This window comes from Ureibacillus sp. FSL W7-1570 (genome assembly GCF_038593265.1).
GTDB classification, from domain to species: Bacteria; Bacillota; Bacilli; order Bacillales_A; family Planococcaceae; genus Ureibacillus; species Ureibacillus suwonensis.
In genome coordinates, this window is record NZ_CP151979.1 from 42914 (window position 1) to 65918 (window position 23005).

Annotated in this window: 25 protein-coding genes; 18 read left to right on the plus strand and 7 right to left on the minus strand. The window is 40.5% G+C overall.

Going from position 1 to position 23005, the window contains the following annotated elements; translation table 11 throughout:
• Both NST13_RS00210 and NST13_RS00215 read left to right on the plus strand, forming a co-directional pair.
• Positions 1 to 765, plus strand: coding sequence for an ABC transporter ATP-binding protein (locus tag NST13_RS00210; RefSeq protein ID WP_342581104.1), 765 nt, complete (start codon positions 1 to 3; stop codon positions 763 to 765).
• A complete protein-coding gene (locus NST13_RS00215; protein ID WP_342581105.1) occupies positions 755 to 1549 on the plus strand; it encodes an ABC transporter permease in 795 nt (264 codons plus the stop codon). Before NST13_RS00210 ends, NST13_RS00215 begins: the two co-directional genes overlap by 11 nt.
• A 108-nt stretch (positions 1550 to 1657) precedes the next feature.
• Here NST13_RS00215 and NST13_RS00220 read toward each other — a convergent pair whose 3' ends face one another.
• Together NST13_RS00220 and NST13_RS00225 are read right to left on the minus strand one after the other, a co-directional pair.
• Positions 1658 to 1861 carry a YlaI family protein gene (locus tag NST13_RS00220; protein ID WP_342469995.1) on the minus strand — a complete coding sequence of 68 codons (204 nt, stop codon included), beginning with the start codon at positions 1859 to 1861 and terminating at the stop codon, positions 1658 to 1660.
• A gap of 10 nt (positions 1862 to 1871) precedes the next feature.
• On the minus strand, positions 1872 to 2372 hold the full coding sequence (locus tag NST13_RS00225; RefSeq protein ID WP_342469994.1) for a peptidyl-prolyl cis-trans isomerase: 501 nt from the start codon (positions 2370 to 2372) through the stop codon (positions 1872 to 1874).
• 176 nt (positions 2373 to 2548) lie between these two features.
• Between NST13_RS00225 and NST13_RS00230 the strand changes: the two genes are divergently transcribed.
• Genes NST13_RS00230 through pyc form a run of 3 tightly spaced genes read left to right on the plus strand, consistent with a single transcriptional unit; the run spans position 2549 to position 7518 of the window.
• A complete protein-coding gene (locus NST13_RS00230; protein ID WP_342469993.1) occupies positions 2549 to 2842 on the plus strand; it encodes a YlaN family protein in 294 nt (97 codons plus the stop codon).
• A 54-nt stretch (positions 2843 to 2896) separates the two neighbouring features.
• Positions 2897 to 4084: a putative peptidoglycan glycosyltransferase FtsW gene (locus tag NST13_RS00235; RefSeq protein WP_342469992.1), complete on the plus strand. Its 1188-nt coding sequence runs from the start codon at positions 2897 to 2899 to the stop codon at positions 4082 to 4084.
• Positions 4081 to 7518, plus strand: a complete 3438-nt coding sequence (gene pyc / locus NST13_RS00240; protein WP_342581106.1) for a pyruvate carboxylase — start codon at positions 4081 to 4083, stop codon at positions 7516 to 7518. The genes NST13_RS00235 and pyc overlap by 4 nt, the downstream gene beginning before the upstream one ends.
• Before the next feature lie 315 nt (positions 7519 to 7833).
• On the opposite strand, the gene NST13_RS00245 is transcribed toward pyc, so the two are convergent.
• Positions 7834 to 8763, minus strand: a complete 930-nt coding sequence (locus NST13_RS00245) for a heme A synthase (protein WP_342581107.1) — start codon at positions 8761 to 8763, stop codon at positions 7834 to 7836.
• Positions 8764 to 9582: 819 nt separating this feature from the next.
• Between NST13_RS00245 and coxB the strand changes: the two genes are divergently transcribed.
• The 6 genes from coxB (at position 9583) to NST13_RS00275 (ending at position 15157) form a co-directional block, all read left to right on the plus strand.
• Complete coding sequence (gene coxB, locus NST13_RS00250; protein WP_342581108.1) at positions 9583 to 10659, plus strand: cytochrome c oxidase subunit II; 1077 nt, start codon at positions 9583 to 9585, stop codon at positions 10657 to 10659.
• A 46-nt stretch (positions 10660 to 10705) separates the two neighbouring features.
• A complete protein-coding gene (locus tag NST13_RS00255; RefSeq protein ID WP_342581109.1) occupies positions 10706 to 12598 on the plus strand; it encodes a cytochrome c oxidase subunit I in 1893 nt (630 codons plus the stop codon).
• Positions 12595 to 13221, plus strand: a complete 627-nt coding sequence (locus NST13_RS00260) for a cytochrome (ubi)quinol oxidase subunit III (protein ID WP_342581876.1) — start codon at positions 12595 to 12597, stop codon at positions 13219 to 13221. The genes NST13_RS00255 and NST13_RS00260 overlap by 4 nt, the downstream gene beginning before the upstream one ends.
• Before the next feature lies 1 nt (position 13222).
• Positions 13223 to 13564, plus strand: coding sequence for a cytochrome C oxidase subunit IV family protein (locus NST13_RS00265; RefSeq protein ID WP_342469987.1), 342 nt, complete (start codon positions 13223 to 13225; stop codon positions 13562 to 13564).
• Positions 13565 to 13744: 180 nt separating this feature from the next.
• On the plus strand, positions 13745 to 14677 hold the full coding sequence (ctaG, locus tag NST13_RS00270) for a cytochrome c oxidase assembly factor CtaG (RefSeq protein WP_342581110.1): 933 nt from the start codon (positions 13745 to 13747) through the stop codon (positions 14675 to 14677).
• A gap of 18 nt (positions 14678 to 14695) precedes the next feature.
• The gene (locus NST13_RS00275) at positions 14696 to 15157 is read left to right on the plus strand and encodes a DUF420 domain-containing protein (RefSeq protein WP_342469985.1); all 462 of its coding nucleotides are present in this window, start codon (positions 14696 to 14698) and stop codon (positions 15155 to 15157) included.
• Positions 15158 to 15275: 118 nt separating this feature from the next.
• Here NST13_RS00275 and NST13_RS00280 read toward each other — a convergent pair whose 3' ends face one another.
• The gene (locus tag NST13_RS00280) at positions 15276 to 15638 is read right to left on the minus strand and encodes a YugN family protein (protein WP_342581111.1); all 363 of its coding nucleotides are present in this window, start codon (positions 15636 to 15638) and stop codon (positions 15276 to 15278) included.
• A gap of 146 nt (positions 15639 to 15784) precedes the next feature.
• Here NST13_RS00280 and NST13_RS00285 point away from each other — a divergent pair, with 146 nt between their 5' ends.
• From NST13_RS00285 to NST13_RS00310, 6 genes are all read left to right on the plus strand, one after another.
• On the plus strand, positions 15785 to 16843 hold the full coding sequence (locus NST13_RS00285; RefSeq protein ID WP_342469983.1) for a CAP domain-containing protein: 1059 nt from the start codon (positions 15785 to 15787) through the stop codon (positions 16841 to 16843).
• Positions 16844 to 17030: 187 nt separating this feature from the next.
• Complete coding sequence (locus NST13_RS00290; protein WP_342581112.1) at positions 17031 to 18497, plus strand: UDP-N-acetylmuramoyl-L-alanyl-D-glutamate--2,6-diaminopimelate ligase; 1467 nt, start codon at positions 17031 to 17033, stop codon at positions 18495 to 18497.
• Positions 18498 to 18597: 100 nt separating this feature from the next.
• Positions 18598 to 19041, plus strand: coding sequence for a YlbF family regulator (locus tag NST13_RS00295; RefSeq protein WP_342469981.1), 444 nt, complete (start codon positions 18598 to 18600; stop codon positions 19039 to 19041).
• Positions 19042 to 19157: 116 nt separating this feature from the next.
• On the plus strand, positions 19158 to 19616 hold the full coding sequence (locus NST13_RS00300; protein ID WP_342581113.1) for a DUF523 domain-containing protein: 459 nt from the start codon (positions 19158 to 19160) through the stop codon (positions 19614 to 19616).
• A gap of 131 nt (positions 19617 to 19747) precedes the next feature.
• Positions 19748 to 19951 carry a helix-turn-helix transcriptional regulator gene (locus NST13_RS00305; RefSeq protein ID WP_342469979.1) on the plus strand — a complete coding sequence of 68 codons (204 nt, stop codon included), beginning with the start codon at positions 19748 to 19750 and terminating at the stop codon, positions 19949 to 19951.
• Positions 19952 to 20383, plus strand: a complete 432-nt coding sequence (locus NST13_RS00310) for a hypothetical protein (RefSeq protein ID WP_342581114.1) — start codon at positions 19952 to 19954, stop codon at positions 20381 to 20383.
• Between the two features lie 49 nt (positions 20384 to 20432).
• On the opposite strand, the gene NST13_RS00315 is transcribed toward NST13_RS00310, so the two are convergent.
• Together NST13_RS00315 and NST13_RS00320 are read right to left on the minus strand one after the other, a co-directional pair.
• A complete protein-coding gene (locus NST13_RS00315; protein ID WP_342469977.1) occupies positions 20433 to 20915 on the minus strand; it encodes a hypothetical protein in 483 nt (160 codons plus the stop codon).
• A 250-nt stretch (positions 20916 to 21165) separates the two neighbouring features.
• On the minus strand, positions 21166 to 22101 hold the full coding sequence (locus NST13_RS00320) for a glycerophosphodiester phosphodiesterase (RefSeq protein WP_342581115.1): 936 nt from the start codon (positions 22099 to 22101) through the stop codon (positions 21166 to 21168).
• A gap of 189 nt (positions 22102 to 22290) precedes the next feature.
• On the opposite strand from NST13_RS00320, the gene NST13_RS00325 reads away from it, so the two are divergent.
• Positions 22291 to 22566, plus strand: a complete 276-nt coding sequence (locus NST13_RS00325) for a DUF2129 domain-containing protein (RefSeq protein ID WP_342469975.1) — start codon at positions 22291 to 22293, stop codon at positions 22564 to 22566.
• A gap of 3 nt (positions 22567 to 22569) precedes the next feature.
• Here NST13_RS00325 and NST13_RS00330 read toward each other — a convergent pair whose 3' ends face one another.
• Entirely contained in the window at positions 22570 to 22959 is a 390-nt protein-coding gene (locus NST13_RS00330; protein WP_342469974.1) for a methylthioribose kinase, read from the minus strand.
• Between the last annotated feature and the right edge of the window lie 46 nt (positions 22960 to 23005).

Sequence of the window (23005 nt, forward strand, 5' to 3'; positions counted from 1 at the left end):
ATGAGTTTCTTGCTTGTTGATCACGTCAGCCATGCGTATTTTTCAAAGGATGCGGCAACGGAAGCGTTACAGGACATCCATTTGACCATTGATGAAGGGGAATTCGTTTCCTTTATCGGGCCGAGCGGGTGCGGTAAAACAACCCTTCTCTCCATCATCGCCGGATTATTTCAGCCGACTTCAGGAAATGTCTACATTGAAAATCAAAAGGTGTACGGAAATAAAGAGCTCTCCATCGGGTATATGTTGCAGCAGGATTATTTATTCCCGTGGAAAACCATCGAGGAAAATATCACCCTTGGATTAAAACTGGCGAATCAAGAGTATGATCGGCATATTGCGTCAAAGCTGCTGGAAGATGTGGGATTGCCATCCATCGAGAAAAAATATCCCCGGGAATTATCGGGGGGGATGAGGCAAAGGGTGGCGCTCGCCAGAACCCTTGCGGTGGATCCGAAAGTGCTATTGCTGGATGAACCGTTTTCCGCCCTGGACTATCAATCCAAATTGAAGCTGGAAGATTTGGTATCCAACATGTTAAAAGCGTACAATAAAACGGCCATTCTTGTGACCCATGACATCGGGGAAGCCATTGCGATGAGCGACCGCATTTTCTTATTTTCCAGAAGACCCGGACGAATCCATCAAACCTTTGAAGTGCCGGAAGAAATCAGAAACTTGACTCCTTTTGAAGCAAGAAGCCATTCAAGCTATTCACCATTATTTCAACAAATTTGGAAGGAGCTTGAAAGCCTTGAACATTAAAGAACTCCATCTGGCATATAAGAAAAGATTGGCGAAGGAAAAACGATGGATTCGATTTTACCAGTTGTTCATCCTGATCGGCTTTTTTGCCATATGGGAAGCCGCCTCTTCCAACCGCTGGATTGATCCGCTCATATTCAGCGCGCCTTCGAGGATTTTCCGGTTACTGATGAACATGATTTCGGATGGCACGATTTTTATCCACATGAACTATACATTGTTTGAAACGGTTCTCGGGTTTATTTTGGGGACGCTCGTAGGCACGGTTTTGGCGGCCATTCTTTGGTGGTTCCCGACTTTTTCCAAAATTTTGGACCCGTATTTGGTTGTGTTGAATTCCATGCCGAAAGTCGCACTTGGACCGATTTTGATTGTTGCTCTCGGTCCAGGGATGACATCCATCATCACAATGGGGGCCATCATCTCCGTCATCATTTCCACCATCGTCATTTACACATCTTTCCGCAACGTGGATGCCAACTATCTGAAAGTGTTGCAAACCTTCAATGCGACGAAATGGCAAATGTTCAAAGAAGCGATTTTGCCCGCCTCTTTTCCGACAATCATCTCCACATTAAAAGTGAATGTGGGATTGTCTTGGGTAGGGGTCATTGTCGGCGAATTCCTCGTTTCTTCCCAGGGGCTCGGCTATTTGATCATTTATGGATTCCAAGTGTTCAACTTCAATCTCGTATTAATGTCGCTCCTCATCATTGCCATCTTCGCAACACTCATGTACCAGCTGGTGGAAATGCTGGAGAGACGATTGATCAAAAATGAGTAATCCATCATGCAACATTTTGTTCATCCTTAAGAATAAAAAATATAACCTATTATGAAATTCCATTTTGGATTTCATAATAGGCCATTTTTTTGCGGGAAAATGATATTGTCATAGTTCTTCATCAATGCTTGAAGAGCTGCGGAAGAAACGGAATTTGCCCGTCGCCAGTCTCTCCAGCGTTTTTGTTGTAATGCGATCATGGCAAGTTTCACACATGTATGTGTGGATCGGCCGATTTCTTAATCTTTTAGCCAGTGGTGAGTCGTCTTCCAGTTCATGGATGGAATCACAAATTACACATTGGACACGCATAGGTTAAATCCTATTCCACCCGAATCGCTGCAATGTTTTTGATTGGGTTGTCCAAATTGGAACCGTCACCAAAAATAATATGAACAGGCCCATCCTCTGTCAGCGGCTTACCATCTTGGCTAAATTTGAAAATCAATTTGTATGCATCATCGATTGCAAAAGCGTGCTCTGTGCCATCTTTGCATTCAAAGACCACTTTTGTTGCATCTTCTTCGATTTCGGCATTGTTAAGGAAATATTTTATTTCCATGCCGAACGTACCGGTTTGCATCCCTTTCCGGTCAAATTTTCTTTCCGTTTTTAAAGTAGGAGGGAATGTTGCACCTTCCATAATTTCACGGGACCAATGTTCGCCCATTTTAAACAAGTATTTTAAATCTTCGTCCTCATTTTCTTTTGGTTTTGTAAAATATGTTTTCAAATCAATTCTTCGATCGTCAAAAATCCACACGGATGGATCCAACGTCAATTTATATTTCACTTTTCCTTTAATTGGAATGATGCTTTCCATCAGAATTCTCCCCCTTAACTATTTTACATATATCAGTATACAGTTAGATTTTCACATAATAAAGAAATAATCATTTCTAACTGTTCTATCTTGTGTTGCCACTTGCATTTTTATTTGCTAAAAGATAAACTTTATTAAGATAGAATAGAAGAAATTACATTAATGGGGGCGTCCTCATGGAGAAAAAAACTCAAGCTTCCTTCCAGGAAAAAGCGTTGGAATTGCTGCTTGAAGATGCAGATAAAATAGCGCGTTTGATCAAAGTGCAAATGGATCATTTGACGATGCCGCAATGTCCTTTGTACGAAGAAGTTCTGGATACACAAATGTTTGGTTTGTCCCGGGAAATCGATTTCGCCGTGAAATTGGGATTAATTGAACGTGAACAAGGAAGAAAGATTTTGGATACATTAGAAAAAGAATTGTCCTTGTTACATGAAGCATATACAAACGCAAACTCGAACAAGTAACAAAAGGCTCAAATCAATGTGATTTGAGTTTTTTTTCTAAAAGAGGTCTTCGCTATGAGAAAATATCTTTCGTACTATATTCGGAATTTTGATTACCCTTTATTCTTCGTTTATGTATTTTTGTGTTTATTCGGCCTGGTGATGATTTACAGTTCCAGCATCATGGTGGCACTTGTCGACGGGAAGGAACCGGATTATTATTATAAAAAACAATTATTTAATTTAATGGTTGCATTTTTCTTCTTTACCGTCGGTGCTTTTGTGCCGTACAAGCATTATAGCAGAAAAAATATAATGGTCTTTATGGTTGGATTGATCACCGTTTTGATGTTCTGGGTGTTTTTTTTCGGATTCGGTGAAAGCGGAACGGGGTCCAAAAGCTGGATCAGTCTGTTCGGCCTGATGTCTTTCCAACCTTCTGAACTTGCAAAACTCATCATTATTTTATATTTTGCAGGGGCTTTTTATCGGAAAAGTTTAAAAACCCCAATGGTTGATTTACACCCAAATCATATTATTTACCCTATTTTAGTATGGATTTTTATCATCTTTTTCGTGGCACTTGAAACAGATATCGGTGCCGTCATGATCATTTCCGGCATTGCCATTGCGGTAGTAGCGGCAAGCGGCATACGGATAAGAACCTTCTTTAAGTTTTTTGCCGAATTGGCGATTCTCGGTGCAACCATTCTCGGTGTCATTTTATTGATCAAAGGGGATAAAATTTTGACGCCAAACCGCATCGGGAGAATCAAGGCATTTTTAAATCCATTTGAATATGAACAAGGTTCAGGGCACCAAGTGGTTCAAGGCTATATTGCCATCGGTTCTGGTGGAATAGAAGGGGTAGGGCTTGGTCAATCCGTGCAAAAACTCGGATATTTGCCAGAACCGCAAACAGATTTTATAATGGCTGTAATTGCGGAAGAATTAGGTTTGTTGGGCGTTATAATCGTTCTAGGAGGTTTGGGATTTATCGTATTTAAAGGATTATCCATTGCTCTGACTACGAAAGATCCGTTGGCCAGAATGATTGCGGCAGGTATTGCCAGCTGGATTGCCATACAAACCTTTGTCAATTTAGGTGGTTTATCAGGACTTATCCCATTGACTGGGGTGACATTGCCTTTCATCAGTTATGGTGGATCATCTATTTTGGTATTGTCTTTCGCAATAGGCATATTAATCAATGTTTCTATGTATGAGAAACTTGAAAAAAGAAAGTTAAGGGGGACAAAATGAGAAAGATTCACAAGCTTTTAGTCGCAAACAGAGGGGAAATCGCCATTCGCGTATTGCGGGCATGCAATGAATTGGATATTAAAACAGTTGCGATTTATTCGGAAGAGGACCGCGCGTCCCACCATCGTTACAAAGCGGATGAAGCTTATCTTGTCGGTGTCGGGAAAGGTCCGATTGATGCTTATTTGGATATCGAGGGCATCATTGAAATCGCAAAAGAATCAGGCGCTGATGCCGTTCACCCAGGATATGGCTTCCTGGCGGAAAATGTTGAATTTGCCAGACGTTGTGAAGAAGAAGGGATCATCTTTATCGGTCCAAATTCAAAGCATTTGGAGATTTTTGGCGATAAGGTGAAGGCAAGAGAGCAGGCAATCCTTGCGGGAATTCCGGTGATTCCTGGAAGTGACGGCCCTGTTTCATCTTATGAAGAACTGGAACAATTCGCAGATGAAGTCGGATATCCGGTGATGATCAAAGCTGCCTTGGGGGGCGGCGGCCGCGGAATGCGATTGGTGCATGCAAAAGAGGAACTGAAAAGCGCCTATGAAAGGGCGAAATCTGAAGCCAAAGCGGCTTTCGGATCCGACGAAGTGTATGTGGAAAAAGCGATCATTAAGCCGAAGCATATAGAAGTGCAAATTTTAGGGGATTATGCAGGAAACATTGTCCATTTATATGAGCGCGATTGTTCGATTCAGCGCCGTCATCAAAAGGTGGTTGAAATCGCTCCATCGATTTCGCTTTCTGAAAATTTAAGAAATAGAATTTGTGAAGCGGCAGTAAAATTGATGAAAAATGTCGGGTATGTAAATGCCGGCACTGTAGAATTTTTGGTTTCCGGCAACGAATTCTATTTCATCGAAGTGAATCCGCGCATTCAAGTGGAGCATACCATCACGGAGATGATTACAGGCATTGATATCGTTCATGCGCAAATTAAAATTTCGGAAGGATATGAACTTCATTCAAAAGAAATCGGCGTTCCTGAACAGAGCGAAATTCCGTTATTCGGCTATGCGATACAATCCCGTGTGACGACGGAAGATCCAGCCAATAACTTTATGCCGGATACAGGAAAAATCATGGTTTACCGTTCAAGCGGCGGTTTCGGAGTGCGTTTGGATGCAGGTAACGGTTTCCAAGGTGCCGTTGTGACACCTTACTACGATTCCTTGCTCGTCAAAATTTCCACATGGGGTAGAACATTTAAGGAAGCCGCGGCTAAAATGGACCGCAACTTGAGGGAATTTCGTATCCGCGGCGTCAAAACGAACATTCCGTTCCTGATGAATGTGGTGTTGCATGAGAAGTTCTTATCCGGAGAATTTGATACGAGCTTTATCGATTCTACGCCGGAACTATTTGACTTAGCCGTTCGCAAAGACCGCGGCACTAAGTTGTTGAGATATATTGGGGATGTTACATTAAACGGATTCCCTGGAATTGAGAAAAAGAATAAACCGATCTTTGTAAAACCTGAAAAGCCGAAATTGGATATCAAGCATACGGAAATTCCGCGGGGAACAAAACAAATACTTGAAGAAGAAGGCGTCGATGGAGTCATTCGATGGATCAAAGAACAGGATGATGTTCTATTGACAGATACCACATTCCGTGACGCGCATCAGTCGCTGCTTGCTACAAGGGTCCGCAGCCAGGACATGTATCAAATTGCAGATTATAATGCACGGATGATGCATGATTTCTTCTCCCTGGAACTTTGGGGCGGCGCAACGTTTGATGTCAGCTATCGATTCCTGAAAGAAGATCCATGGGAAAGACTTGCAAAACTTCGAAAACAAATCCCGAACGTTTTGTTCCAAATGTTGTTCCGTGGCGCCAATGCAGTAGGTTATACAAACTATCCGGACAATTTGATCCGCGAATTTGTGAGGGAAGCGGCGAGTGCCGGAATTGACGTATTCCGCATTTTCGACAGCTTAAACTGGATCAAGGGGATGGAAATCGCCATTGATGAAGTGCGTAATACAGGGAAAATCGCGGAAGCGGCCATCTGCTACACAGGCGATATTCTGGATCCTTCCCGCTCAAAATACACGGTTCAATATTATAAAGAAATGGCGAAGGAATTGGAGCGTGCGGGAGCCCATATTTTGGCCATCAAAGATATGGCGGGCTTGTTGAAACCGGAGGCGGCTTATGTCCTTATTTCTGAATTGAAAGAAGCGACGGACTTGCCAATCCACTTGCACACTCATGATACAAGCGGCAACGGAATTTACACTTATGCAAAAGCCATCGAAGCGGGTGTCGATATAGTCGATACAGCATTGGGTTCCATGGCAGGCTTAACATCCCAGCCAAGCGCCAATACGCTGTATTATGCCATGAGCGGCGCAAAACGAAAAGTGCGCGCGGACATCGAAGCGCTTGAACAATTATCATATTACTGGCAAGATGTTCGGGAGTATTACCGGGATTTTGAAAGCGGCATGAAAAGTCCCCATTCCGAAATCTATGTTCATGAAATGCCAGGCGGACAATACAGCAACTTGCAACAACAAGCGAAGGCCGTGGGGCTTGGAGACCGTTGGGATGAAGTGAAAAAAATGTATTCCCGCGTGAATATGCTGTTTGGCGATATCGTAAAAGTAACCCCATCGTCCAAAGTCGTCGGCGATATGGCGCTATTTATGGTGCAAAACAATTTGGATGAAAACAATATTTTGGAAAAAGGAAAAACGATCGACTTCCCGGACTCAGTCGTCGAATTTTTCCAAGGCTATTTAGGACAGCCTTATGGCGGGTTCCCGGAAGAGTTGCAAAAGGTCATTTTGAAAGAAAGAAAGCCGATTACTGTGCGGCCTGGCGAACTCCTTGAGCCGGTGGATTTCGATGCACTGAAAAAAGAATTGGAGAACAAAGTGAAAAAGCCGGTGGAGAAAAAGGATGTCATCTCCTACGCTTTATATCCTAAAGTGGTGGAAGAGTATTTCATGGCTGTTGAAAAGTATGGAAACTTATCCGTATTAGACACGCCTTCTTTCCTTTACGGTTTACGAATCGGTGAGGAAATTGAGGTGGAAATCGAAAAAGGGAAAACGTTAATTATTAAATTGGTGTCCATCGGTGAAGCGGAACACGATGGAACACGGGTAATTTACTTTGAATTCAACGGTCAGCCTCGTGAAGTGGTTGTGGAAGATAAAACGGTGGAAGCCGATGGATCAATTGCCGTGAAGGCGGATCCGAACAATCCAAATCAAATTGGGGCGACAATGCCGGGTACTGTATTGAAAGTGCTCGTTTCTAAAGGCAGCCATGTAAAACGCGGCGATCATTTATTGATTACGGAAGCGATGAAAATGGAAACAACTGTGCAAGCGCCAAGTGACGGTGTAGTGAAAGAAATCTACGCAAAACCGGGCGATGCGATTTCAACGGGCGATTTGTTAATTGAGCTTGAATAAGAAATTTTGGGGCAATTCCATTGTTTGTGAGCGAATGAGCATTCATTCGCTTTTTTTTATTTGCATAAAACATTTTAGAACTTAAATGGGGGAAGGGGAAAATTTTGGATTCGGAAAGATCTTTCCTGAATAGAGAGGCCATTTTGAAAATCTGGTAATAATTCCATTTTTGAGGAGTAATTTCCTACAATTAGGGAAAATAGAATGAAAGAACCGTTCAAAGATCATTGGTATGCAGTTCCAATCCGAAATGGTCATTAATTGAAGCGCAGAAAAAAGGATTGTCCCCTTTGGTCGGGGGAACAATCCTTGGTGTCAGTGGTTTCTTTCGTTGTAAGAGCTTCGGGCCACCAATAATATCAAGTAGCATAAAAGCCCGAACAGCAGCGTAATAAATAATGAATGCAATAAAGATATGAATAGACTTAATTGAGTAAAGATAATGAATGCGCCAGCAATGATTTGCAATGAAACAAGGACAAGGGCGATAATCCAGCTCCAATAGATCACCCGTTGGTCTTTGTAATGTTTAATTACATGAACCATGATGTACAAAATCCAGATGAAGATTAAAAATGCAGCGAACCGATGGCCCATGTGCACCCATTCATACATTTTGTCAGGCAGCTCAAAGGGATTGCGATTATCGCAAAACGGCCAGCTTGTACATGTTAAACTGGAACCTGTATGTCTAACGAGCGCTCCGGTATAGACGACTATGTATGAATAAAGGGTAACACCGATGGTATGCCACTTTAATTTTTTTCGAATGATCACCCGATCGGCATCAAATTTCTGATCCACTTCGAAAACAATCATCGATAGCAACATCACCGCTGCAAAAGAAATCAGTGAAATGCCGAAGTGCAAGGCCAAAATAAAATCACCTTGTCCCCAAAGCACTTGAGCAGCACCGATCAATGCTTGCAGTACAAGGAAAAAGATTGCCAGAAAGCCTAAAAATTTCACTTCTTTAACGTGGTTTAAAGCTCTCCATGTCCAAATCACTAATATTAATACCAGTATCGAGACTGCTCCGGTAACAAATCGGTGGGAAAACTCGATCAACACTTCTGTCGTGATTTCTTTTGGAATCAATGATCCATTGCAATCAGGCCAGTTACGGCCGCAGCCTAAACCGCTGTCTGTTTTTGTTACGAGAGCGCCTCCCAGAAGGATTAGCAACATGCCAAGGGTGGTAAGTACTGCAACCCATTTCAATAACCAATTATACCTGTGTTGCATCAATGACACCTACTTTTATATCTGTAAAGATTGCATGAAAAAAGCTATGCTTTTATGATGATAGCGAATTCGCGAAAAAAAGACAACTTCAAAGAATTCTCACAAAATAATTGTTATGAAATTTCACAAACTGTTCACAGAAATGTGAAAAATATTTCACAAAGATACTATTAAATCTTCAATCCTTATAATATGCTTTTTAATAAGGTATTGTCTGCTTTCATCGAACTTGTCCACTTCACATAAAATTCACTTAAAATCTAGAAATTTGGCACAAAGTTCGATATAGTAGAATTTAGTAAGTAAAGCTTACAAATTTGAAAGAAAAAGGGGGAATGGCAGCGGTTGGAGTTTATCCAGTTAATGGACCTTGCTTTTAAAAAGAGCAGCATAGTAAACTCAAAGCTGGAAGACTTGGATCATATTCGCATGTGGCGATCGGCCAAACTGGGTGTGTGTTAGTTTAGAGGTATAGACATGAATGAGATTTGAACATTTTTTAAATTATAAAAAATGTCGTTCATCATTCGAAAATTGTGTGTTAATATGGTTATTGTTTCATTTTTATGTACAAACTGTTTTCTAGCGGTTTTGCACTTATTAAACATCATAATTAGATTAAAAATAGTTTTTACTAAATATATGTTGTTTACTTGTGATTGATGATAACCATTTTACCATTTTTTGATAATAAATAATATTCATCAATCCGCGCTTTTATACCCTTTGGGATTCTTTCTTCAATAAAGAATTCAAATAGATAGAATACAACGTCCAGTTAGACAAGACAATCAAAAGAAAGAGGGGTTTAATTAAGCTATGAAGAAAGGGCTTAAAAAATGGTCTCTTTTCCCGTTGTTAGCAGCAATGGCTGTGATTTTATCGGGCTGTGGTGAAGAGTATATTTCTGCGCTTCGACCAGCCGGTGCTGTCGGAAAAGAGCAATTTAATCTACTATTACTAGCTGTAAGTATCATGACGTTGGTAGTTTTAGTAGTATCAGTTCTTTATTTACTCGCTTTCGCAAAGTTTCGCCGTTCTAAACTTGGCGAAGATTACATGCCTAAGCAAGTGGAAGGTAGCCATACATTAGAGGTAATTTGGACAGTTATTCCAATCATCCTTCTATTAATTTTATCTGTTCCAACAGTATTGGCTACTTATAAATTTGCTGATGTATCCGCAATGGATGAAGTGGATGAAAATGGGGATCCAAAAGCATTAACAGTTAATGTTACTGCAAAATTGTATTGGTGGGAATTTGAATATCCACAATACGGTATTGTTACTTCTCAAGAGTTAGTTGTTCCAACAAATGAAAAGGTTTACTTCAACTTGAAAGCAGCTGATGTAAAACACTCATTCTGGATTCCTGCTATCGGCGGTAAAATGGATACGAACGTAGACAATTTGAACAAATTCTACTTAGTTTTCGATGAAGAATCTGCCGGCCTCAATGATGGAGAAGGCGTATGGTACGGAAAATGTGCTGAACTTTGCGGTCCTTCCCACGCTTTGATGGATTTCAAAGTAAAATCATTGAATCGTGATGATTTCGATGCTTGGGTAGCAGCAATGAAAGCTACTGAAGGCCAAACAGCTTCTGCTGATTCAACTGATTTGGGTGAAGCGACATTCGCTCAAAACTGTTTAGGATGTCACGCAATTTCTGCAGTAACTCCTGCTGGTGCTGCTGGTCCAAACTTGACAACATTTGGTGACCGCAACCGCGTTGCAGGTTTCTTAGAGCATAATAAAGAAAACGTAGAAGCTTGGATTAAAGATCCTGAAAAATACAAACCAGGCAACTTGATGACTGGTAAGTATAAAGAGTTGACTGATGAGGAAATCAGCGCTGTAGCTGATTACTTGCTAGGCTTATCAGTAGAAAAATAATTAATTCGCAGATATAGATAGAGAACAAATTAAGGAGGTTAAAGTTGTGAGCTCAGTAGCAGTCACAAAGAAAAAGGGCGTGGGTGCGGTTATTTGGGAGTATCTAACAACTGTTGACCACAAAAAACTTGCGGTATTGTATTTATTCTCCGGGCTATTGTTCTTCGCCATCGCAGGTTTTGAAGCGCTTTTAATGCGTATACAGTTGATGTACCCAAATAGCGATTTCATCTCAGCTGGTACTTTTAACGAGTTATTAACAATGCACGGTACAACAATGCTTTTCTTGGCAGCGACACCACTTTTATTCGCATTCATGAATATGGTTGTACCATTGCAAATCGGTGCTCGTGACGTAGCATTCCCATTCCTTAACTCATTAGGATTCTGGTTATTCTTCTTAGGTGCTACATTCTTGCATTTATCATTCTTTATGGGTGGAGCACCAGATGCTGGTTGGACATCATATGCATCATTATCTTTATATTCACCTGGTCATGGTATTGACTTCTATGTATTAGGTCTGCAAATTTCCGGTGCAGGTACATTGATTTCTGCCATTAACTTCATTGTGACAATCATCACAATGCGTGCACCAGGTATGACGTTCATGCGTTTGCCTTTATTTACTTGGACTACACTTATTTCCAGTACATTGATTTTATTCGCATTCCCTCCACTAACAGTAGGTTTGTTCCTAATGTTGGTTGACCGTATGTTCGATGCGAACTTCTTCGATCATACAATGGGTGGTAACACAATTATTTGGGAGCACTTATTCTGGATTTTCGGTCACCCTGAAGTGTATATCTTAGTATTGCCGGCATTCGGATTATTCTCTGAAATTATTCCGGTATTCGCCCGTAAACGTTTGTTCGGATACTCTTCAATGGTATTCGCGACAATCTTGATCGGTTTCTTAGGGTTCATGGTTTGGGCCCACCACATGTTTACAGTAGGTCTTGGTGCGACTGCAAACGCGATCTTTGCGGTAGCAACAATGGCGATCGCCGTTCCAACAGGTATGAAAGTATTTAACTGGATTTTGACAATTTGGGGCGGTTCTATTAAAGTTACTGTACCAATGATTTACGCATTAGGATTCATCCCATCCTTCGTTGCTGGTGGGGTAACAGGTGTAATGCAGGCAACTGCACCACTTGACTATCAATTACACGACTCTTATTTTATCGTTGCACACTTCCACTACGTAATCGTTGGTGGTATCGTAACGGCTATCTTTGCATCATTCCATTTCTATTGGCCGTTATTATTTAACCGTGCATTAAATGAGAAATTAGGTTATTTAACATTCTGGATCTTCTTTACAGGATTCCATTTAACATTCTTTGTACAACACTTCTTAGGATTAATGGGTATGCCACGCCGTGTATTCACTTATATGGAAGGTCAAGGTTGGGATTTATTCAACTTCATTTCTTCCATTGGTGCGATTATGATGGCGATTGGTGTAGTGCTAATGGTACTCAACATGTTGTTGTCAATTAAATCTAAACCAGTGAACTGCAGAGACTACTGGGGAGATGGACGTTCTCTTGAATGGGCAATCCAAACACCAATCCCATTCTATAACTTCAAACAACTTCCACTTGTACGTGGATTTGACCCATACTGGATTGAAAAACATGAAGGCAACCCAGAAGGCATGACATATGCAGAACCTCTTGGCGACATCCATATGCCAAACAACTCAATTTTACCGTTAATCATGTCAATTGGATTATTCATTGCTGCATTCGGTGCATTATATCATCCAGATGGAGTATCTTGGTCAGTACCAGTAATGGTAATTGGAATTGGTATTACTGTGCTTGCAATGATTATTCGTTCAGTAAAAGATGATTTTGGATATCACTTACATGCAGAAGAAGTTATTGCAATTGAAAATGAGCTTTATGGAAAAGGGGGAAATAAATAATGATTAATACAAAGTTCACCCCTCAAACTTGGCCAGAACATCCGGAACAGGTAACACAAGAAGGTAAAAATAAGTACGTTGGTATTTGGATTTTTATCTGTAGCGATATCGTGCTATTTGCAAGTTTATTCGCAACTTACATCTCTTTAAGAAACAAAGGTCCAGCAGGCATGGAGTTCACTTCCCAAGAACTCTTTGAACTGCCGCTCGCCTTTGTGATGACAATGTTCCTTTTAACTTCATCACTAACATCCGTATATGCGATGTATCATTTGAAAAACTATAATTTCAAAGGGGTTCAGCTTTGGACTGGAGCAACAATCCTTCTAGGTCTCGGATTCCTTTGCCTTGAAATTTATGAGTTCTATCATTATGTACACATTGGCTTTGGTTACACTCAATCCGCGTTCTCTTCCGCATTCTTCACGCTTGTTGGAACACACGGATTGCACGTAATCATCGGCTTAATCTGGATGATTTGCTTAATCATCCGTAACGCTAAACGTGGTCTTAACCTTTACAATGCGCCAAAATATTTTGTTGCTTCTATCTACTGGCACTTTATCGACGTTGTTTGGGTATTCATCTTCACGGTAGTTTACCTCATGGGGGTGTTAGGATAATATGAGTCACGATACTGAGATTCAAGGCAGAAGCCAAGCCCAATATGAATTCGATCGCAGAAAAAGCGCAGTTCAAATGCGTAAACAGGTGATCAATTTTGCGATCATGATTTTCCTAACGTTTGTTGCTTTTGCAACAGTGGCGGCAGATTTTGCGCCAACATTTATCAAACCAATCATCTTATTGCTTGCCGGAATCCAAGTTGTATTGCAACTCTATTCCTTCATGCATATGGATGATAAACACGCACCATATATCGGTGTCATTTCCACTTTTGTGTGGGTAGGAGCTGTAATTGCATTTACATTCTTCCTAGCATTCAACACAATTATTTGGTGGTAATGGAAAATGGCTGTCTAGATGATCTAGGCAGCCATTCTTGTATGTTCGGATTTTCAAAATTATCATATTTTCTTCAAAAAGTTGATAGGTTTCTTCATATTTTATCTTAAGAAATAATGTTATAATACCAATAGCACTTTGTTTTTTTTTTAGATTATCTCTTTGTTGAGGAGCGATATTATGCCTTTAAGTATATTTGGGTTTCAAGCAATGTGGAGCCCATATATGATTGGGACATTAGTGTTTATCATCATCGTTTATTTTCTTGTGACCATTCGCTGGAGAAGCGATTTTAAGGGGAACGAACCGTTAAAAAAGAAAGAAGCGGTTTACTTTATTTTAGGTATCATATTGTTATATATAGTTAAAGGATCTCCAATTGATCTATTGTCAAATATTACCTTTACGATGCATATGGTTCAAATGGCCTTTTATCTGCTATTGATTCCGATCCTGATCATTAAAGGAATTCCTTGGTGGGTTTGGCGGGTAGTCGTTGAATTCCCAGTGGTCGATAAAATCGTCAAAGCGTTAACACACCCGGTTGTATCAGTTCTAGGGTTTGCCTTAACCTTTTCGGTTTATCACCTTCCGATTGTATTCGACTACATTAAAATTGATGAAACATTGCATGGATTGGCTAGTCTGGCACTGTTTCTGTCAGCCTTCTTCATGTATTGGCCGTTGGTAAACGAAGTACCGGGCCAACGGAAAATAAAAGGGTTATACAAAATCGGGTATATTATCGCTACTGCTGTTGTTATCACACCTGCTTGCGCACTCATCATTTTTACAAAAAATCCGGTATACGCAACATATACCGATGGAGAAGCCTGGCTGAAAGCGATGTCGCTTTGTGTGCCGGATAAAACGTTGGCGAGCCTTAATACGACAGTAAAATTGTCCGGACCGGAGTTATTCACAAACTTGTCTCCACTGCGCGACCAGCAATTGGGCGGAGTGCTAATGAAAATCATCCAGGAAATCATTTTGGGTGTCATTTTGTATTTTTCCTTTCGTGAATGGTGGAGTGAGGAACATAAACTCACTGAAGAAGAAATTACAGCAAAAGCTTTAAATGACTTTCAAGAGAAAAAAAGAAACCAATATTAAGGATAGGAGAATGTGGGCATGGGTGTACCAATCTTACCAACAATCAGTACATCATTCATCGTAATCAGTGCCATTTTGGTGGCCATTGGATGGGGTCTAATCATCGCCAGAAAAATAGAAGCACATAAGAAAGTCATGTTGGCTGCCGGAGCCAGCGCATTAATCTTCTTTATTATTTATGCAACAAGAACGGTATTCATTGGAAATACCGCTTTTGGTGGTCCTGAAGAGGTAAAAATATACTATACTTTCTTTTTAATTTTCCATATTATTTTGGCTGCGGTAGGCGCAGTATTCGGCATTATAAGTATCGTTACAGGATTGAAAGACAAGTTGGGTGTGCATCGCCGCCTCGGACCGATCTCAAGCATTATTTGGTTCTTTACGGCCATCACCGGAGTACTTGTATATTTGCTCCTTTATGTGATTTATGAAGGCGGGGAAACCACTTCCGTCATTAAAGCGATTTTAGGATTTTAACCTATTTTGAGGCTAACCACTAGCCTCTTTTTTTATTTTTTGGTAAAAATAATGGAAAATAAAAAAAGAGGCCATTTTATTGCCTCCTTTGTAATATAAATGAATTATATAAGTGCGATTAGGCGATGCCAAGTTCTGCTAAATCTTTTTTCACATTTTCCAAAATTGCTTCACATTTTTTCACTAAATGAGCTGGGAACACTTCATCATCACCGTATTCCACACCATGAGGATAATAGTATTTACCAAGAGCAGGTTTCAAGATTTTCAATGATGCGGAGTTGTTTCCACAGTCGCCGGAAACCGCTGTGCAGAAGACACGAAGATAGTAACGGCCTTCTTTGATATCAAAACGTTTGTCGAATGTCATACGGTCATAGTCCCATCCGCCATGGCATTCCAAGCCGTTTTTTTCCATTACTTCAACAAGTACCGCTTGGTCTACGATTATATCTTCAACCGTTTTGTTTTCAAAATACATGAATGATCCTCCTTTTGTTACATCGAACAAATTTTAACGCATAATTTTATAATAGTGCAATTTCTTAATAGTTGCAATGACAACATTGTGTCATACTCAATAAATTTAGTACAATGAAATTATTATAGCAAAGGATCTGAACTTTTATGAAAACTCTCTTTCGTATATTAATTGTGCTATTTTGTTTGGCGATTCTTTATTATTATACATCCGATTCATCATATGAACTGAAACCGTTGGAAGGGCCTAATTCCAAATCTTCTGTCATCCCGAAAACCGAGGTTATTGAAGGTGATGAAGATGCCTTGCCAAGACCGGAAACTGGACTATCCACATACATAAATCAAAACAGTGACCTTCTCATTAATGAATTTGGTGAACCGAACCGGATTGATCAAAGTGCTTTTGGCTATGAATGGTGGGTTTATAATAACCATCCTGAAACCTTTGTCATGTTTGGGGTGGAACATGGAAAGATTGTCCAGGTATATATAGCGGGAGATCAATTGGATGCTGCTCCGTATAAAGTGGGTCAGTCCCTTGACGAAATTTATCGTATGACCATTGTGGAACCGGAAATTACCGCGAAAATAGGCGAAAATGTTTACACCTTCACCTTGACGGAAAACGATATGCAAACCCGCATTTTAGTCAAATTCGATGGCGTTTTTGCCCAGTTATATATCGATCCGTTTACCGAAAAATTGATCGGGATCCGGTTTGTCAACAGCGAAACCCTTGTGAAACATAGACCCTATGAAATGACCTTTGTCGGGGAATTAATCCGGGTGCCGAACTTAAATTCTTATATGTTGCAAGAAAGCAATCAAGCGTATTCGAAACAATTGTTTGATATTATCAATGTATTTCGGAGCAATGAACAAGTTCCGACGCTAAAATGGGATGATGAAGCAAGCGTTGCGGCAATGGAGCATAGCGAAGAAATGTACACGGAAAACTATTTGTCCCATGATTCACCGAATTATGGTTCGTTGAAAGAGCGTCTGGCAGCCCATTCAGTCGTTTATGATGAAGTGGGGGAAAACTTGGCCACTGCTTATTATGACGCCATTGAGGCCGCCAATGGCTGGTTTAATTCGGAAGATCACCGTAAATTAATTTTGAATGACAAATTCACCCATGTCGGTTCGGGGGTCTTTATGAACTATTATACGCAAATCTTTCTGAATAAACCTGATCGCTGAAATAGTGTGTGTAACTGTGGACTTTTACAAAAAATTTCAGAAAAGCGGATGGTGAAACCGATGTGTTTACATCCGCTTTTTTATTTTCCGTGGGGATAGGGAATTATGGCAAAAATGTTTCCCGACCTCCTTTCCCCTTGTGTCACATTATTTTCCTGGGCATATGATATGGAAAAGGAGTGACACAGTGCAGCTAGCGGAGCTATTAAAGGATTGGCCTTGTACGGTAAAAGGCGGTTCCATACGAGTGGAAGTATCAGGGGTAGAGGATTATGCCCAGCATGTAAAACCTGGAGATTTATTTGTTGTAAGAAAAGGCAAAAAATTTGATGGCTATCAATACATTGATTTAGCCATCCAAAATGGTGCAGTTGGAGTTGTCATTGAAGATGAAACGAAACTCGATCAATTAAAATTGTCAGTACCCCTCATTTGGGTGCCAAACTGTTTAAAATTTATGTCATTCAGCGCCGCAAAAATTTATCGTTTCCCTGCGGAAGCATTGCAAGTGATTGCGGTAACGGGCACAAACGGAAAAACGACGGTAACCCATTTTATTGGGCAACTGCTCCATGCACTACATAAAAAAGTAATGGTGATTGGAACAGTTGGCGTATTTATCAACGGGGAAGAAATCGATCTGGATTATGAACATTTGACGACACTGCAACCGAAACACTTGCACAGAATATTGCAGTATGCGGTAAGGAACCGGGTGCAATATGTCGCGTTAGAAGCATCTTCCATGGGGCTTGCGACTCACCGGCTGGATGACTGCGATATTGACATTGGCGTCTTTTTAAATTTGGCGGAAGATCATATTGAAGAACACGGTTCTTATGAAAAATATAAACAGTCCAAGCAAATTTTGGCCCAGCTGGCGGATAAACTCGTATTAAACGGCGATGACTCCTTTTGCCGCACAGTCGGCTTGCAGTCCAAAAAGAAAAAAACGTACTTTGGGCTCGGAAATCGTGTGAATTATCAATTGCAAACTTTGGCGGAGGGGATTCACCATACCACTTGTTGCTTGCAAAGCGATAAAGGACAAAAAGTGTTTACATTGCCATTTGTGGGAGAACATCAATTGCAAAATGCCATTGCCGCCATTACGACGGTCAGCGAATTAGGGTTTCCGATCGAAAAAATTTGCGAAGCAGCCGAAACGTTAAGATTGCCGAAAGGAAGACTGGAATCTGTTCCAAATGATTTGAATTTATCTATTTATATTGATTATGCCCATACGGAAGCGGCATTAAGGGCGGTATTAAAAACGTTGAAAAAGACGGCGAAAAGGGATTTGATTTTAGTGTTCAGTTGCGGCGGCGATCGGGATAAACATAAGCGGATTAAAATGGGAGCAGTCGCAACGAAATATGCGGATATGATTTACTTGACAACAGATAATCCACGAAGCGAAGATCCGGCCTTTATCAATTCCCAAATTGCGGCAGGATTCGTCTCGACGCAAAAATACGAAATGATTTTGGACCGGGCGGAAGCGATTGAAAAAGCCATTTTATCCGCCAAAGAAGGGGATACCATCCTCATTGCCGGGAAAGGCCATGAAACAACCCAAACCTTTAAGGATAGGGAAATCTATTTTTCCGATTATGAATGCGTGCAATCCGTATTGACAAAAATAAAAAGGTAGCGGATTGCACTTCTTAATGAAGGCTGGAAAAGCAAGTATTGCAAATACAAACTTCCATAAAAATTTGCTATGATAGATGTACAGATTGGAGGAATAATTGATGATGATGACATCAGAATGGGCCTTCATTTTAGATGAAGCGGACGCATTAAGCTCCATGATTCTCAATTCTGAACTTGTTCACAATTATCGTAAAGCCCATCATGCGGTATACAGTGATCAAGTGTTGGTTGAGAAGATTGCCGCATTTAATCGAATGAAAGAACAATACGAGGATGTACAGCGGTTCGGCAAATATCATCCCGATTATCATAAAATTACTAAAGAAATCAGAAAGCAAAAAAGAGAACTGGATCTCAATGAAAAGGTGGCAAATTTGAGGCTCGTGGAAAACCAGCTGCAAGACATGCTGGATGAAATCAGTCTCATTATTGGAAAGTCTGTTTCGGAAGCGGTCAAAGTGCCTGTCAGCAATCCGTTTTTTGAGACGGCTTGCCACTCCGGCGGTTGCGGATCAGGCGGAAAATGTTCTTGTTCGGCTTAAACAAGGAGTATTTAGGCTGTTTGGAAGGAAGTTTCTTTCTGAACAGCCTCATTGTTTTCGACAGTCTTTAAGGCAAAGGATTTTACAGTGCAATTTATTCAATTCTGGAGGTAGATATGATTCTGGTCAGTTCTTGTTTGGCGGGATTAAAAGTCCGCTATAATGGCACCCATTGTCTGGATGAAAAAGTGGCGAAATTGATTGAGGAAAAGAAAGCTGTGGCGGTCTGTCCGGAAGTCTTGGGGGGATTATCGACTCCAAGGGAACCCGCAGAAATCATAGGCGGAGACGGTAATGACGTTTTGGATGGAAAGGCAAAGGTCTTAACGGAAAACGGAAAAGATGTGACGGAACATTTCTTAAGAGGGGCTTACGCCACTTTGGAAGTTGCTAAAAAAGTGGGGGCCACCTTGGTTGTTCTTAAAGAGAACAGCCCTTCTTGCGGTAGCACGATGGTATATTCCGGAGAATTTAACGGGCAGAAAATCGCGGGAGATGGAGTCACTTCCGCATTGCTTAAGAGAAATGGTTTTAAAGTCATTTCAGAAGAACAGTTTGTGAAGGAATTGAGTTGATCGATGGACCCAAAGTATAGGGTCCTTTTTGTTTTGAATTCATCCAAGGAATTTATATTGATATGTAAAATATATATTGCATTATGTAATATATATATTACAATATAAAGTAAGAAGGGGTGATTGAACTTTTGGAAAATAGGGTGAGGATTGCAAGAGTAGAAGCAAATCTGACACAGCAACAGTTGGCGGAAAAGGTCGGGGTGACCCGCCAAACGATCAGCCTCATCGAGAAGGGGAAATATAACCCGACACTCAGGCTGTGTCTGGATATTTGTTATGCGGTGAATAAAACATTGGATGAGGTATTTTGGATTGAAAAGGAGGATGAATAAATGAAAAAAATCGGTGATGAACGCCTAAAGCTGCAAAATTTAAAAAACATCCGGATTGTTTATTTTATCCAAACTTTTGGGATTATTTGCATTTTGGGGTATGACTGGGTGACAAAAGGGTTCGATGCAATGAGGGATAATCCTCTATGGATGTTATTTATGCTAACGACTGTGATTTCTGCATACTTGTCCATGGGTATTGCCGCAGATTATGAAAGCACCGAAATGAATCCAAAAAAGCAAATGATGATTTCAATGGTGGTTCTTGTTTTCATTTCCCTTGGTTTAGGGATTGCAACGGCACTGACCGATGGCTACAACTTCCTGGATGGGATGTTAATAGGAGGAATAATCTTAATCTGCGGAATTTTCCCGATCGTTTATTTGTATAACTTGAGAAAGAAACGTCTGGATGGAACTCAGGAAGAATGATCAATCTGATTGCGGAAATGGAAGCCTCCCCAAGATGGTTATTTTCAGCTCAGTCGGGCGAGGCCTCCAACAGAATTGAATCGCTTTCGATATCTTTTTCAATTTTATAGTTGATATGGTTCAAAGTGTATGATTTTTCATGATTGGCAAGGGTTGGACCGGCAATGTCCAATTGATTGTATATTTGATCGATGTCGTCATCCGTCAGAGAGGGGTCGATGGATTTTAGAAGCGTATGAAAACTGGCCAATACTATATCCATATCCTTTGAAATCGCTTCCGGTTTGACGCTGACAGCCGCTTTTTCAAGATTGTTATGATCATCCGTATTAAGAACTAATGCAACTGTCGGGAGGATTTCAACTAAATAAGTTTTTTCATCAAATTGGATCTTTTCACCAATCGGAATGGAATCCCCCGCCGTTTCCTCATATTTTTGTATAAAATCATGAACTGTATAATCGAAAGTTTTTTCATTTCCGCAAGCAATCAATAACAGGGCAAAAAATGTGACAAGTAATGTTTTTTTCAAATAAAATACCCCTTTCAAGTTCGGATAACCCATCCTAAAACTGTAAATGCCTATTCCTTCTTCTTTGGAGTCATCCCTTTCTGCGGGATTTTCAAAATCCATAGGTACACATGTTGGAAGGAAGCGGATATGACTGGTTAGTTCATAAGTTGTTTAAGATATCTTGATTTCAGCTAAAAAAATAGTAGCACAAACCTTGGTACGGCCTGTACTACGAATGTGAAGAAGTCTTGAAATCTCCAAAAAAACACTATTTCTGATTTTCCCCTTTTTCCTGTTGCTGCTCCATCCAATTCCGGACGAAGGGAACGGCGATATCCGGCCGGTCGGTGATGATGCCTTTCGCCCCATTGTCCAACAGTTTCCCCATTTGCTCTTCATCATCAATGACCCAATAATGCACCGGAATATTTAAATTGTTTAAAAAAGAGATAAATTTTGGTGAATCAAGAGAAAATCTTCCATGTTTTGTCGGAAGTTGGAAAACGTCCACCTTCGGATGATAGAGATGCCCAAATTGGCTCGTATATGCGGCAAAAGCTTTCCTTACATCCGTTTCACCGGCTCCCAAAGCGACCCGGTTTTGTGCATACAAATTGAAACGATCGACTTGTTCGCTATAGAAGCTCGTTACCACTACACGGTCTTCCGCCTTATATTCTTCAATTATTCTCCAAAGTTTCGAAGGCATCAAACTTCCTTCATAGGTTTCCGGGCTATCTTTGATATCGATGTTGATATACATATTTGGAAACTTTTCAAATAGTTCTTTCAATGTGACAATTTCCGCTTTTTGATCCCGATACGGGTGGTGTCCATTCTCATCTTTAAAGTGGTAACCAAAATTAAAGTTTTTTAATTCTTCCAGTGTAAAATCCTTTACGGCCCCTAATCCGTCAGATGTTCGGTCGATCGTTTCATCGTGGAACGCGACAATTTCTTCATCTTTCGTGAGCCTGATATCGATTTCAAAACCGTCGACTCCGAGTTCAAAAGCCTTTTCAAAAGCGATCATTGTATGTTCTGGCGCGAGTTTAGCCCCTCCTCTATGAGCCAGCACGACCGGGGCTTTTTGCAGCACTTCTTTTCCTTCCCGTTTTTGGGGTTTCATAAAGGCTTTGCTTCCAGCCCATGCAGCTGCACTTGCAGCGGCGATTGCCAACGCCAGTTTTGTCTTTTTTCCCATGATTGGCCTCCTTCATTTACGAGCTTCTAATCTATATTTTCTAATATGAGATTTCCTTGTATTCATTCCACCATAATCAAGTCCCTTAAAAAAGATTATAACGAAAATTGTAACGTCATGTCACGAATGTCAGTTGCTATTAAAAATACGTGTATGGTATCCTTGAAATGAAGAAAAGGGGTAATGAAAATGCAAGAAAGACAAGGGCTTATCGTGTATGTTTATCAGTTGAAACACGCCAAGAGTTTAAGAAAGTTCGGCCATGTGCATTATATTTCAAGAAAATTAAAATATGTGGTCCTCTACTGCAATCGGGACGAAATACCTTATATAAAAAATAAAATACAACGCCTTCCATTCGTGAAAGACGTTGTTGAATCCTACTTGCCGTTTGTAAAAAATGAATTTGAAAATACAAAATTCAAAAAAGATAAAGAAGAATATGACTACCGCATCGGGCTTTAACCGTTAATCCAGTGGCGGAATTAAGCGGTTCATTCGCAATACTCCGATCAAATGTTGATAGAATAAAATGGTTTCCGCATAATAGCAGGAATGTTTGATGTCCATCGGAATCGCTTCCTTGCCGATTTCTTTTAATGCTTCTTCAAATAATTGCAGCCTTTTTGAAGGTTTTCCGGGATTATAAGGGATTCCTTCACGGCATATGTATATAGGCATAAAGTTGCCATCGCCGACCGGTTGAAAGGCTACAGCTGGGGAAGCGTACGCTTCGTTTCCTTTATAAGATATAAACAAAAAGGCATTATGGAATCGTTTTTCGTTTGTGCGGATCAATTCACACAATTCATAAATATCTCCATAACCTTGTCCTAGCTCGACAAATTGTTGTGTCATTTTGATCATCCTTTCTATATACATAATACATATATTAGCATGTTAG